The organism is Citrobacter freundii complex sp. 2025EL-00176 (assembly GCF_053309355.1).
On the sequence record NZ_JBRYHT010000001.1, the window covers coordinates 725985 to 738662 of the forward strand.

Genomic DNA, 12678 nt, shown 5'->3' on the forward strand with positions numbered 1-12678 from the left:
ATGCGTAATGTAACCGTTCTTGCCGCCTGTTTATTTACCGCCACAGTTTCTGCGGCTGAAACGCATGGCGAATACATCGCCAGGATTTCTGACTGCGTAGCCTGTCACACGACGGAAGGTGGCGCGGCGATGGCAGGGGGCAAAAAGTTTCCCACTCCGCTCGGGGATATTTATTCGACCAATATTACCCCTGATAAGACGCAGGGGATTGGTGGCTACACATACGAGGACTTTGAAAAGGCGGTACGTCAGGGGATTGCCAAAGATGGTCATCCGCTCTATCCGGCTATGCCTTATCCCTCTTATGCGAAGCTTTCTGACGAGGATGTTCAGGCGCTATATCGCTATTTTATGCATGACGTCACGCCGTCGGCACAAGCCAATAAAGAGAATGCCATTCCGTGGCTACTTTCCGCCCGCTGGCCGCTGCATATCTGGAACTGGTTGTTTACCGACGCGCCAGCGACGGCTGCTGCGAGCGCGAAAACGGATGAAAACGCGGCCCTGGTGAAACGAGGCGCTTATCTGGTGGAAGGCCCGGGCCACTGCGGTTCGTGCCATACACCGAGAGGTGTGGCGATGAACGAAAAAGCGTATAGCAATGCTGATGCCGAGTACCTGAGCGGCGCGATGATCGACGGCTGGTATGCACCGTCGCTGCGGGGCACCGGAATGTCGGAGCAGGCGTTAAAATCGCTGTTGCTGACCGGTAAAAGCAAGCATGCTGCGGTTTCTGGTTCGATGGCTGAAGTCGTTACGCAAAGTACACAGTATCTGACGGACGAAGATGCCACGGCGATCGCACAATATCTGCTGAGCCTGAAAAGCGCGCAGCCTGAAGCGGGGCGTAGCGCAGCGACTACGGCATCCTGGTCGAATTCAGCCGAGGCGGGCAAAGTGACTTATAACCGCTACTGCTCAACGTGTCACGGTCTGGAAGGCAAAGGTACGGATGATAATGCACCTTCGTTGATCCACAATCCGCTGGTGATGGTGGATGACCCGACGCCGCTGTACAGAGTGATTGCCTATGGCGCAGAAACACCGACAACGCGTGGCAGCGTCTCCTTTAAGATGCCAGCCTACAACGGCATGTTAAGCGACAACGAAATGCGCGACGTAATTAACTACGTGCGTAAAAGTTGGGGGGAAGGGAATGGTGAAGTAAGCCAGCAGGATCTGGCTGGCGTTAAAAAAGCCTCTCATTAAACAGCGTGCCGTATAAGCACCGCTACCCAGCAGTGCTTATACGGCGTTTACCCTGATAATAGCCGCGAGTCGGGTAAACGCCGCCGCCATTTCATGTTCTTCTATACTGGCAAACCCCAGCAGCAGGCCGCTGCATTTCTTTTCATTCACGTAGTAGCGAGACAGCGGACGCACCAGCAGATCTTGCGCATTCGCCTGCTGAGCAACGGCGACGTCATCACTTCCGGCGGGTAGTTGTAAAATCATATGCAACCCGGCGTTGCTGCTGAAGGAGCCAAGATAATGCTCGCCAAGTTGGCGGGTGATCAGTTCCACCAGCATCTGACGGCGACGGCTGTACAACTGGCGCATTTTTCGAATATGCGCCGCGTAGTACCCCTCGCGGATAAATTCCGCCAGTGCGGCCTGAATCAATAAATGTCCGCCGCGATAGAGGTCGTTATGTACCTTTTTTAGCGGTGCGGCTAGCGGTTTGGGCAGTACCACATACCCGAGTCGCAGTGCGGGATAGAGTGTCTTACTGAATGTTCCGATGTAGATAACCGGTGTCTCTTCCTCCAGTCCCTGTAATGACGGAATAGGCTGGCCGGAAAAGCGAAACTCGCTATCGTAATCATCTTCTATTATCCAGCTTCGCGTTTCACGGGCGCGCAAGAGAAGCTGTTGCCGACGGCTCAGGCTCATTACCGAACCGAGCGGATATTGATGTGACGGTGTCACAAAAATCAGCGTCGGTGCGGGTTCTGTTGTGCCTGGAGGAATCATACCTTGCTCATCAACCGGGATCGCCGAAAAGTTAACCGCGTTGATACGTAGAATGTTTTTTATCCCCCAATAGCCAGGCTCCTCAATCCAGGCATTGTCACCCGGATTGCACAACGCGCGCGTTACCAGATCCAGCGCCTGGTGAATACCTTCAGTAATCAGAATTTGATCTGGCGAACAACGCACACCCCGGGCGGTGCGCAGATAGTCTGCCAGCGCTTCTTTCAATTCACTTACCCCACCTGCGGCATCGTAAGTGAGAAACTCCGGGCGTAGTCGCCTTGCCAGTCGATCCTGGATTTTTTTGAGCACCCGGTGAGGAAAATGCTCAACATCAGGCACGCCAGGAATAAAGGCTCCCCATTGCCGGGGACTGGCGCTGGCGTGCCCCAGCAGTTCAAGGCAGCGGGCTGATAAGCGGGTGTGATCCTCAAGCGCAACAGCAACAGGCTCATTGTTGGGGCGGAGGTCGAGATTGTCGAGCACGCTGTCGGTAACGAATGTGCCGCTGCTGGTGCGCGCAGAGATATACCCTTCGGCCTGCAACTGCTCGTACACCCGCAAAACGGTGTTACGCGATAACGTCAGTTCGCCCGCCAGATCCCGCGAGGGAGGCATGCGGGTAGCCGGTTTCAGACTGCCCTCAAGGATGCAGCTACAGATGGCGGCATACAGGCGACGATGCAGTTTTTCGTCTGTCTGCTGGCTAAATGCTTGCTTGATCACATCTCCGGCAAGTGAACGCATTTGGATCCTTAAAATAAAACGATTTGGCTCTCGATTAAAGTACCAGATGGCGTCTAAATTTAAAGGGTAATTCAACTGAAATGTAGTTATGGACAAGGTGTAGAGAATGAACAATAAAAACCTGCAACAACGTCGTCTGGATGCCACGCCGCGTGGCGTGGGTGTCATGTGTGATTTTTACGCCCAGTCGGCAGAAAACAGCACGATTACCGATATTGAAGGCAATCAGTATATTGATTTTGCCGCCGGGATTGCCGTGCTCAACACCGGGCACCGTCATCCTCGTCTGGTGCAGGCAGTCGAAGCGCAACTGCAGGCTTTTACCCACACGGCTTATCAGATTGTACCGTACGAAAACTATGTGTCTCTGGCTGAGAAAATCAACGCCGTTGCGCCGATTGACGGTAAACGCAAAACCACGTTCTTCACTACCGGCGCAGAAGCCGTGGAAAATGCGGTGAAAATCGCCCGCGCGCATACCGGTCGTCCCGGCGTTATCGCTTTTGGCGGCGGTTTTCATGGACGGACTTACATGACGATGGCGCTAACCGGCAAAGTCGCACCCTATAAAAAAGGGTTCGGCCCGTTCCCTGGTTCCGTTTACCATGCGCCATATCCTTCTGAGTTGCAGGGTATCTCCACGGCGGATTCGCTGAAAGCGATTGAACGCCTGTTTAAAGCCGACATCGATCCAACCCAGGTTGCGGCGATTATCTTCGAACCCGTCCAGGGCGAAGGCGGCTTTGTGGTGGCGCCGTCGGAGTTTGTTGCCGGTATCCGCCGTATCTGTGATGAGCATGGCATCGTGATGATTGCCGATGAGGTGCAAAGCGGTTTTGCGCGTACGGGGAAACTGTTTGCGATGGACCACTACGCCGATAAAGCGGACCTGATGACGATGGCGAAAAGCCTGGCGGGTGGGATGCCGCTGTCTGGCGTGGTAGGTAAGGCAGACATTATGGATGCGCCTGCGCCGGGTGGGTTGGGTGGTACTTACGCCGGCAACCCGTTGTCGATTGCGGCGGCTCATGCGGTACTGGATATTATTCGTGATGAGCAGTTGTGCCAACGGGCAGCGGCTCTCGGTGAACAACTGCGCGCCACCCTGACTGACGCGCAAGGATGGTGTCCTGAACTGGCCGAAGTGCGCGGCTTAGGCTCAATGGTTGCTGCTGAATTTTGTGATGCAGCGACGGGTGAGCCCAGCGCCGCCGTCGCGCAGCGCGTGCAGAAGAAAGCCCTTGAGCAGGGATTGCTGCTGTTAACCTGTGGCCAGTACGGTAACGTTATTCGTTTCCTTTACCCGCTGACAATTCCGCAGGATCAGTTCGCCAAAGCGCTCGAAATCATTAAAGCTGCGACGAAATAGTTAGTCACTCAGTATCAACGAAAGCCGACGGTAGTCATTGCCGTCGGCTTTATTTTTGCCAACATAAATTGATCTTCCTCGCGTGCAGTGCGGTAATTATCGGTAATGGGTTGCCAGTTACATCGCTATATATTTTAATATATATCGATTTTACTCCTCATCCAGATGGTATCCCATGTTAACTCTCCGTTCTTTTGTGCTGGTTTGCGCCAGCTTCTTTGTGGCGTTCTCCGCACAGGCCGATCGTACGATTACCGATCAGCTTGGTCGTCAGGTCACAATTCCTGACCATGTCGACAAGGTGGTGGTGCTGCAACACCAGACGCTGAATATTCTGGTGCAACTCAATGCTCAACAAGACATTGTTGGTGTGATGTCGAGCTGGAAAAAACAGCTCGGGTCTGAATTCGCGCGTTTTATGCCGACGATAACGACATTGCCGACACCGGGCGATCTCACCAGCGTGAATATCGAGAGTCTGCTGGCCATTCACCCACAGGTCGTTTTTGTTGCCAACTATGCGCCTGCGGAGATGATTCAGCAGATTCAGAACGCCGGAATTCCGGTGGTCGCTATCTCATTGCGTAAGGATGCCGATGGTCAGCGGAATAAAATGAATCCGACCATGGCCGATGAAGAGCAGGTCTACAACGAAGGGTTAAAGCAGGGAATTCGCCTGATTGCGGATGTCGTTGGGCGCAAACCGCAGGCCGAGGCGTTGATCGACTACGTTTTTGCGGCGCGGGCAAAATTTAACGCGCCAGTTGCCAACATTCCTGATGCACAAAAGGTGCGAATTTATATGGCTAATCCCGACCTGATGACTTATGGCTCCGGGAAGTATACGGGACTGATGATGCAGCATGCGGGGGGATTAAACGTGGCGGCGGCCAGTGTGAAAGGCACCCGTCAGGTCGCGCTTGAGCAGGTCTTGGCGTGGAATCCGCAGGTTATTTTTGTTCAGGACCGTTATCCGCAGGTGGTAACTGAGATCCAAAACGATCCCAACTGGCAGGGGATTGATGCGGTGAAAAATCATCGTATCTGGCTGATGCCGGAATACGCCAAAGCCTGGGGGTATCCGATGCCGGAAGCATTGGCGATAGGTGAACTGTGGATGGCCAAAAAACTGTATCCGGACGCCTATAAAGACGTGGATGTCGATGCGCAGGCGCAAGACTACTATCAGCGTTTTTATCGTGTGAACTGGCAGTCTGATGCAGCTAAGTAACCGCATTTTACCCCAGCAGCCACTGCTAATGGCGGCGGTTTTATTACTGGGCGTCAGCTCGCTGTGCCTCGGACAATATCCGCTGTCGTTCAGCGAGGTATTTTACCATCTGACGCACTATAGCGACGCCGAAGGGATTGCCAGCCAGATTGTCTGGACGGTCAGGTTACCCCGTATTCTGATCGCGTTGCTGGCGGGTGGCGCGTTGGGTTTATGCGGCGCGACGCTGCAAGGGGTATTTCATAATCCACTGGTCGATCCGCATATTATCGGCGTGACGTCGGGGGCCGCTTTTGGCGGTACGCTGGCGATTCTGCTCGGCCTGTCGCCGTGGCTGATGATGGGATCAACGTTTTTCTTCGGTCTGACGGCGCTGATTCTGGTGTATGCCATCGCTACATTGCAGGGGCTGGAGAATACGCTGGTGCTGATCCTGTCAGGTATCATTCTGAGCGGTTTCTTTGCCGCACTGGTGAGTCTGATTCAGTATCAGGCGGATACCGAAGAGACGTTACCGAACATTGTGTTCTGGCTGCTGGGCAGTTTTGCGACGGCCAATTGGCATAAAGTTCTGCTGTTGGCGATTCCGGTGGGTATCGCCGCGACGGTTTTGTGCCAGTTACGCTGGCGTATAAATCTGTTATCGCTTAATGATAAAGATGCCAGAGCGCTGGGCGTGGCGGTGGTTCCTCTGCGACGCAGCGTGCTGGTGTGCTGCGCTTTTTTAGTCGCCGCTCAGGTGGCGGTCAGCGGCAGTATTGCCTGGGTCGGGCTGGTTATCCCGCATCTGGCGCGTTTGCTGGTGGGTGTCGATCATCGTCGTTTGCTCCCTTGTGCCTTCTGGTTGGGGGGCAGTTTTATGATTGTGGTGGATGATATTGCGCGCACCCTGATGCCTGCGGAGATCCCGCTGGGGATCATCACTGCATTATTCGGCGCGCCGCTATTTGCTTTTTTACTCATCCGCAACAGCCGCCGGAGGAAACAATGAAATCTGTCGCACTGCGCGTAAATCAGCTGACTTACGGGCATCGTGTACCGCTATTTGAGCCGCTTACATTCAGTTGCCGGAAAGGTGAGATCTGGGCTGTTCTGGGACGTTACGGTCTGGGTAAAACTACGCTGCTCGATACGCTAACCGGCACGTTGCCTGCTTTGGACGGCAGTATTGAAAATGACGGTGGAATTGGGATTGTGGCGCAACATTCTCATCTGCCGTTTCCCTATACGGTCAGCGATGTGGTACTGATGGGGCGGGCACAGCACGTGAAGTTATTTGCGCAACCCAGCCAGCAGGATCAAAAAAGGGCTGTGCAGGCGCTGGAACAACTGAGTATTGCACATCTTGGCGCCTGCTCGTTTGGTTCACTTTCCGGTGGGCAACAACAGTTAGTGATGATAGCCCGGGCATTGGTCACGGAATGTCAGACGTTATTGCTTGATGAACCGTGTTCCGCGCTGGATCTCGCCAATCAGCAGGTGGTACTGCAACTCATCAGCGATCTGGCTTGCCAACAAGGCTGCTGCGTTTTGTTTTCAACCCACGATCCGCTACATGCGCTACAGATAGCCACGCATACGCTGCTGCTGCTTCCTGAAGGAAAATGGCGGGCAGGGACGACGGACAGTATCGTAACGGAAGATAATCTGTCTCTGGCCTATGGATTACCGCTGCGAAAATTGAACGTTGACCATTACCAGACGCCGTTTATTGCGCCGCTGTTTTCTATTCGTCGGTAAGCGGTATAAAACCGGCGGCGATCAGAAATTCCTGGCCGCCGTTGCCGAGCATAAACTCAACCAGCGCCAGCGCATCTTTGGACGCCTCCAGCAGCGCCAGTTGGTATTCACATTGAATGTTATATTCAGTCGGAATCGCGACATAACGAACATCGGGTAGTGCGCGGAGCGTTTTTGCATAGTGCGCGTAGCCGATAAACAGATCGGCCAGTCCCTGACGCAGGACCCAGCTGCTGGCCAGTTCTCCCTGCGGGATCTTCACGCTGTCGCGACCACCAACCAGGGGAATGGCCCTTTCGTGAAGCTGCTGCCCAAGTCCCGTTTCCAGCGCATCCATCTTGTCAAAAAATGCCCAGGTATAATCTCCGGAAGGGTCACAGCCTGGCGTAGACGTACCAATGCGCAGGGTAGGGTTTCGCAGCAAATCCAGCCATTCACCGCTCTGGTTGGTAACCAGACCCAGCTGGTTCCAGCAAAAGGTGTGTGTCGAGATGGCGTTATGCTCAGCCAGCAGGCTCTGCGGATGCTCCCGATTGGCTGAAGCAAACAGCGCACAGGGTTCACCTGCTTCAATCCGCTCGCGCAATAAACCGGCTGGACCATATTCCACTTGCACATCGATTCCACTTATGCGCGTGAAATGGGTTATCAACGGGGTCAATGCCGGACGTAAACTGCCGGCAGCAAGCAGAGTGATGGAAGAACACATCGTGTCACGCCTCGTAATAGGGTAAGCGTCGACGAAGACGCGTGGCTGGCCGGGAAATGGCTTGCGCGATGCACTGCCCAATTTCTGCGCAGGCAGTAAGCCCTTGCACGAAAGGTTGATCGTGCATCAGCCAGGGAAGTGCGGCGAGCGCAATGCGGCCCCGGACGATATCAGGTGCCTGTAACGTATAGTCATCGCCGACATCCGGTATTTCATCACTCGTGGACTGCAGTTGATCCCGTAGCGATGGAAATGGCAGGTCTTTAATTTTTAACGCTTTCTGGCCTCTGGCATCGATAAAAACGTCAAACTTATAGGTTTCGCCCTGAGCGCGTATCACCGTCATTTTCTCTTTTTGCTCTAACTGATAATCCTGACCGAGCGCGTAAATATTGAGAATCCCGGCCTCACGCAGCGCCAGTAATCTACGGATCGACTGTGAAGGAATGGCCGCATAATTATCGATAAAGACGCGAGCAAGTCCATTGTTAAACCGCTCTCTGTCTTCCTCGTCCAGCCACGGGACAATTTCCTGTACGGCCTCATGCAGTCGCAGAATAGCGTAACGCCAGGCAACCGTGTGTTTGTCACGTTTATTGCGTTCGACTTCTTCAAGATTGGCGGCGGCCCAGCGAAACGGATCGTGCTTTTTACGGGCGGCGAACCAGACATCTGTAAAGCTGTCGGCGTTAAGAGAAGAGAGGGCGACTTCTTTGCTCCAGACAGGGTCTGCCAGCTCAATTTCTTTGGCTATGAGCATAAAGATCCTGTCCAGCAGCCCGGCAGGACCCTCTGCAATACACTGTTCCAGTGCCTCAGCAGTCACAATGGCGAGCGGTTCGTAGGGGAGAGGGCAGTAAAAATCGGCTTCCGGGAGAATGCCAGAACGGGACATGAGAAGAATGTTGAGATCCTGGCTGCCTTCATTTCTTTCGAAATGAACACCCTGCGCATCATCCACTACAAACCTGCCATGTTGTACGACGACAGCCATAGCCGCATCGATAGCGCTCAGAGATGTACCCAAAATTCCGACATGACATGCCGGGATTTTGGCCTCCATAAGTCCAGTCCACGGACTCGGGAAGAAGGTGCGCGATGCGCTTTGGGCGTCAGGCCAGACGTGACCCGTGGCGATGACAGCAAGATCAAAGTGTTCCAAGTCGTTATGATCGCTACAAATAACAACGCCATCCGTTGTGGCTTTGACATCCTTGACCTGACAGGACTCGTGTACGGTAATGCTAAACCCCTGTTTGCCCGCAAGATCTACAAGGCGTAAAAACTGGTCACGAAAATATTCGCCAAGCAGAATGCGCGGCAGAAATTGTCGGTCATGCAGTGAGGCGTGTTCGACGCCATAACGGGCTAAATGTTCAACGCTCTGTTGGCGTAACCAGTCGAGATAAGAAGAGGTAATGGGGGGGATTTCAATACTGGCGATATTTGCCAGCATCAATCGTGAGTTTTCCTCATCGCTATAGGGCATGCCTACCCCAGCTTCATTCGATTGTTCGTAGAGGCTAATTGAAAGCGGGGTTTGATGCTTGAGAAGTGCGAGTAACGTATAGATTCCTGTCGGTCCCGTACCGACGATAGCGATCTTGTTCATCATTATCCACCTGATATTATTTTTATGCCCTGTGATCGATGTTCTGTGTCGGCATTGTGCCGAAAGCAAGCGAAGCAGGATAAGTGTGGTCGATAACGGCGCAGGAGACAAACGGGATAGACAGCAAGAATGTCGAGGTCGCTCAGGACGGCAACAAGAATTGGGGGATTTTATCGAGAATGATAAATAAGAAAGGCACCATATCAGAAATGATATGGTGCGTCCGAGTGGACTCGAACCACCGACCCCCACCATGTCAAGGTGGTGCTCTAACCAACTGAGCTACGGACGCAATATGGTGCGTTCAATTGGACTCGAACCAACGACCCCCACCATGTCAAGGTGGTGCTCTAACCAACTGAGCTATGAACGCAACGTTGTAGGTGACAACGGGGACGAATATTAGCGGCACAGACCGAATGAGGCAAGAGGGAAATAGCATTTTTCTTCTGGATCTCACGCGTTTGCAGAGTAATTAAGCAAGTTGATTATATTTTGTTGATTTTGCAGCGTGTTTTTTACTCAGCCTGTGCGTTGGGGGCATAATGGGGATATTTGTGTTGGCATCCTGTCGGGCAGCATGCTGACCTGCTCCGTATTCTTTGCTGGCAATATTGTCTCTACGTTAGTCATTACGGCACAGAACATTAACATATACCTTTTACCATATGTATTATTGATTTTATAATCCCAGAGCGTATCCTGTTACCGAATGAAAAGGAGAAGCGATGCAACTATCCACCTTACAACTCTTCAAAAACCTCTCCGATGAGACTCGCCTGGGGATCGTGTTGCTGCTCAGGGAGATGGGAGAACTGTGCGTGTGCGATCTTTGCGCGGCGCTGGATCAGTCGCAGCCCAAGATTTCACGCCATCTGGCAATGCTCCGGGAAAGTGGACTTTTGCTGGATCGCAAACAGGGCAAGTGGGTTCACTACCGCTTATCCCCGCATATTCCTTCCTGGGCCGCTCAGGTGATTGAGCAGGCCTGGTTAAGCCAACAGGACGACGTACAGGCCATCGCCCGTAAGCTGGCATCGGCAAACTGCTCTGGTAGCGGTAAGGCTGTTTGTATCTAAAAAATTTGCCTGAACATATATGATTTTTCGAATGTGATGGATTTATAATGAAAACGTTAACGGTGTTTGACCCGGCAATGTGCTGCAGTACCGGCGTATGTGGCTCAGATGTCGATCAGGTTCTGGTTGATTTTTCTGCTGATGTGCAGTGGCTAAAAGGACGTGGCGTACAGGTTGAACGTTACAACCTGGCACAGCAACCCATGAGTTTTGTTCAGAACGAGAAAGCGAAAGCATTCCTCGAAGCGTCTGGAGCAGAAGGGCTTCCGCTGTTGTTGCTGGATGGCGAAACGGTGATGGCAGGGCGGTATCCAAAACGCGCTGAGCTGGCTCGCTGGTTTGGTATTCCGCTGGAGAAAGTGGGGTTAGCTCCCACCAGCTGTTGTGGTGGTAATACTTCCTGTTGCTGAATATGTCAGGAGGACATATGAAATTCTTACAGAATATCCCGCCTTACCTGTTTTTTACCGGCAAGGGAGGTGTAGGAAAAACGTCCATTTCCTGCGCGACGGCAATCCGCCTTGCCGAACAGGGGAAGCGGGTTTTGCTGGTCAGTACCGATCCGGCCTCCAATGTCGGTCAGGTATTCGATCAGGCTATCGGTAACACGATCCGTCCTGTGACAGCAGTTCCAGGACTTTCCGCTCTGGAGATCGACCCCCAGGAAGCAGCCCAGCAATACCGCGCCAGAATCGTTGATCCTATCAAAGGCCTTCTGCCTGATGACGTTGTTAGCAGTATCAGTGAGCAGCTTTCAGGAGCCTGTACCACTGAAATTGCGGCGTTCGATAAGTTCACCGGGTTATTGACTGACGTTTCTCTGCTGACCCGCTTTGAACATATCATTTTTGATACCGCGCCGACGGGCCACACGATTCGTCTACTCCAGCTTCCCGGAGCCTGGAGTAGCTTCATTGAAAGTAATCCAGATGGAGCTTCTTGTCTTGGCCCTATGGCTGGGCTGGAAAAGCAGCGTGAGCAGTATGCGCATGCGGTAGAGGCGTTGTCCGATCCTGATCGTACCCGACTGGTTCTGGTTGCGCGACTGCAAAAATCAACGCTGCAGGAAGTCTCCCGCACCCATGAAGAACTGGCTGCAATTGGCCTGAAAAACCAGTATCTGGTGATTAATGGTGTTCTGCCTCCAGCCGAAGCTGAAGATGACACCCTGGCTGCGGCGATATGGCAACGTGAGCAGGAGGCATTGGCAAATCTTCCTGGCGCCTTATCTGAACTTCCGACAGATATCTTATTACTCCAGCCAGTCAATATGGTTGGTGTGTCCGCATTGAAGGGACTGCTGGATACCCGTTCTGAGGCATTACCGCTCCCGGTAACGAACATCCCGTACACGCCTGAAAACTTATCGCTCTCTGACCTGGTCGAGGATATCGCCCGCAGTGAACACGGCTTGATTATGCTGATGGGTAAAGGTGGCGTGGGTAAAACTACGATGGCTGCTGCCATCGCCGTAAAGCTGGCGGATATGGGGTTTGACGTGCATCTCACTACATCAGATCCTGCTGCGCATCTGAGTACCACGCTGAACGGTAGCCTCAAAAACCTGCAGGTCAGCAGGATTAATCCACACGATGAAACCGAACGTTATCGCCAGCATGTCCTTGAGACAAAGGGGAGAGATCTGGACGAAGCAGGGAAACGGCTACTGGAAGAGGATTTACGCTCTCCTTGTACTGAAGAAATTGCCGTGTTCCAGGCCTTTTCCCGCGTGATCCGCGAAGCAGGTAAGCGGTTTGTTGTCATGGACACAGCCCCTACGGGACACACGCTGTTGCTGCTGGATGCGACCGGGGCTTACCACCGCGAAATTGCCAAAAAAATGGGGAATAAAGGTCATTTTACTACCCCCATGATGCAGCTTCAGGATCAGGACAGAACCAAAGTTCTGCTGGTTACGCTTCCTGAAACCACACCGGTGCTGGAAGCTGCAAATTTGCAGTCCGATCTGGAGCGTGCAGGGATTCATCCCTGGGGCTGGATTATCAATAACAGCCTTTCTATTGCACAGACGCATTCTCCATTGCTTTGCCTACGCGCCCGGCAGGAACTACCTCAGATTGAGGCTGTAAAGAATCAGCACGCTGACCGTATCGCGCTCGTTCCGGTACTGGCGTCAGAGCCAGCCGGTATTGAAAAACTCAGAGAGTTGATGAGTTAATTTTTGCATATACAGGGCGGTAGAGCCGCCCTGTCAGG

Annotated in this window: 11 protein-coding genes and 2 tRNA genes; 8 read left to right on the forward strand and 5 right to left on the reverse strand. The window is 53.0% G+C overall.

From position 1 onward, the window contains the following. On the forward strand, positions 1–1209 hold the full coding sequence (locus ACVXHP_RS03575; protein ID WP_447570863.1) for a cytochrome c: 1209 nt from the start codon (positions 1–3) through the stop codon (positions 1207–1209). Between the two features lie 36 nt (positions 1210–1245). On the opposite strand, the gene pdxR is transcribed toward ACVXHP_RS03575, so the two are convergent. Beyond that, on the reverse strand, positions 1246–2721 hold the full coding sequence (pdxR, locus tag ACVXHP_RS03580; RefSeq protein WP_447570864.1) for a MocR-like pyridoxine biosynthesis transcription factor PdxR: 1476 nt from the start codon (positions 2719–2721) through the stop codon (positions 1246–1248). Between the two features lie 106 nt (positions 2722–2827). Between pdxR and puuE the strand changes: the two genes are divergently transcribed. From puuE to ACVXHP_RS03600, 4 genes are all read left to right on the forward strand, one after another. Further along, entirely contained in the window at positions 2828–4090 is a 1263-nt protein-coding gene (gene puuE / locus ACVXHP_RS03585; RefSeq protein ID WP_200006579.1) for a 4-aminobutyrate transaminase, read from the forward strand. Between the two features lie 175 nt (positions 4091–4265). Then, positions 4266–5321 (forward strand): ABC transporter substrate-binding protein, encoded by a 1056-nt coding sequence (locus tag ACVXHP_RS03590; protein ID WP_447570865.1) that lies wholly within the window; start codon positions 4266–4268, stop codon positions 5319–5321. Further along, positions 5308–6312 carry a FecCD family ABC transporter permease gene (locus ACVXHP_RS03595; RefSeq protein ID WP_447570866.1) on the forward strand — a complete coding sequence of 335 codons (1005 nt, stop codon included), beginning with the start codon at positions 5308–5310 and terminating at the stop codon, positions 6310–6312. The genes ACVXHP_RS03590 and ACVXHP_RS03595 overlap by 14 nt, the downstream gene beginning before the upstream one ends. Next, positions 6309–7061 carry an ABC transporter ATP-binding protein gene (locus ACVXHP_RS03600; protein WP_447570867.1) on the forward strand — a complete coding sequence of 251 codons (753 nt, stop codon included), beginning with the start codon at positions 6309–6311 and terminating at the stop codon, positions 7059–7061. The genes ACVXHP_RS03595 and ACVXHP_RS03600 overlap by 4 nt, the downstream gene beginning before the upstream one ends. On the opposite strand, the gene ACVXHP_RS03605 is transcribed toward ACVXHP_RS03600, so the two are convergent. The 4 genes from ACVXHP_RS03605 to ACVXHP_RS03620 all read right to left on the reverse strand — a co-directional run bounded on the left by ACVXHP_RS03605 (position 7048) and on the right by ACVXHP_RS03620 (position 9755). Continuing rightward, the gene (locus ACVXHP_RS03605) at positions 7048–7770 is read right to left on the reverse strand and encodes a substrate-binding domain-containing protein (protein WP_447570868.1); all 723 of its coding nucleotides are present in this window, start codon (positions 7768–7770) and stop codon (positions 7048–7050) included. The genes ACVXHP_RS03600 and ACVXHP_RS03605 overlap by 14 nt on opposite strands. A 4-nt stretch (positions 7771–7774) precedes the next feature. Next, a complete protein-coding gene (locus tag ACVXHP_RS03610; protein WP_447571145.1) occupies positions 7775–9382 on the reverse strand; it encodes an FAD-NAD(P)-binding protein in 1608 nt (535 codons plus the stop codon). 215 nt (positions 9383–9597) lie between these two features. Then, positions 9598–9674: transfer RNA gene (locus tag ACVXHP_RS03615), tRNA-Val, on the reverse strand. 4 nt (positions 9675–9678) lie between these two features. Beyond that, positions 9679–9755: transfer RNA gene (locus ACVXHP_RS03620), tRNA-Val, on the reverse strand. Between the two features lie 355 nt (positions 9756–10110). Here ACVXHP_RS03620 and arsR point away from each other — a divergent pair. From arsR to arsA, 3 genes are read left to right on the forward strand one after another with little or no spacing between them, the layout of a single operon-like run. Continuing rightward, complete coding sequence (arsR, locus tag ACVXHP_RS03625) at positions 10111–10461, forward strand: As(III)-sensing metalloregulatory transcriptional repressor ArsR (protein WP_200006574.1); 351 nt, start codon at positions 10111–10113, stop codon at positions 10459–10461. A gap of 47 nt (positions 10462–10508) precedes the next feature. Further along, a complete protein-coding gene (arsD, locus tag ACVXHP_RS03630; RefSeq protein WP_000855179.1) occupies positions 10509–10871 on the forward strand; it encodes an arsenite efflux transporter metallochaperone ArsD in 363 nt (120 codons plus the stop codon). A gap of 17 nt (positions 10872–10888) precedes the next feature. Further along, positions 10889–12640, forward strand: a complete 1752-nt coding sequence (arsA, locus tag ACVXHP_RS03635) for an arsenite efflux transporter ATPase subunit ArsA (RefSeq protein ID WP_447570869.1) — start codon at positions 10889–10891, stop codon at positions 12638–12640. The last annotated feature ends 38 nt before the right edge of the window (positions 12641–12678 follow it).

Excerpts from the sequence above, each read along its gene's own strand:
- pdxR (WP_447570864.1), bottom strand. The coding sequence starts at position 2,721 with ATGCGTTCACTTGCCGGAGATGTGATCAAGCAAGCATTTAGCCAGCAG.
- ACVXHP_RS03595 (WP_447570866.1), top strand. The coding sequence starts at position 5,308 with ATGCAGCTAAGTAACCGCATTTTACCCCAGCAGCCACTGCTAATGGCG.
- arsA (WP_447570869.1), top strand. The coding sequence starts at position 10,889 with ATGAAATTCTTACAGAATATCCCGCCTTACCTGTTTTTTACCGGCAAG.
- ACVXHP_RS03575 (WP_447570863.1), top strand. The coding sequence starts at position 1 with ATGCGTAATGTAACCGTTCTTGCCGCCTGTTTATTTACCGCCACAGTT.
- ACVXHP_RS03590 (WP_447570865.1), top strand. The coding sequence starts at position 4,266 with ATGTTAACTCTCCGTTCTTTTGTGCTGGTTTGCGCCAGCTTCTTTGTG.
- arsR (WP_200006574.1), top strand. The coding sequence starts at position 10,111 with ATGCAACTATCCACCTTACAACTCTTCAAAAACCTCTCCGATGAGACT.
- ACVXHP_RS03610 (WP_447571145.1), bottom strand. The coding sequence starts at position 9,382 with ATGAACAAGATCGCTATCGTCGGTACGGGACCGACAGGAATCTATACG.
- puuE (WP_200006579.1), top strand. The coding sequence starts at position 2,828 with ATGAACAATAAAAACCTGCAACAACGTCGTCTGGATGCCACGCCGCGT.
- ACVXHP_RS03600 (WP_447570867.1), top strand. The coding sequence starts at position 6,309 with ATGAAATCTGTCGCACTGCGCGTAAATCAGCTGACTTACGGGCATCGT.
- arsD (WP_000855179.1), top strand. The coding sequence starts at position 10,509 with ATGAAAACGTTAACGGTGTTTGACCCGGCAATGTGCTGCAGTACCGGC.
- ACVXHP_RS03605 (WP_447570868.1), bottom strand. The coding sequence starts at position 7,770 with ATGTGTTCTTCCATCACTCTGCTTGCTGCCGGCAGTTTACGTCCGGCA.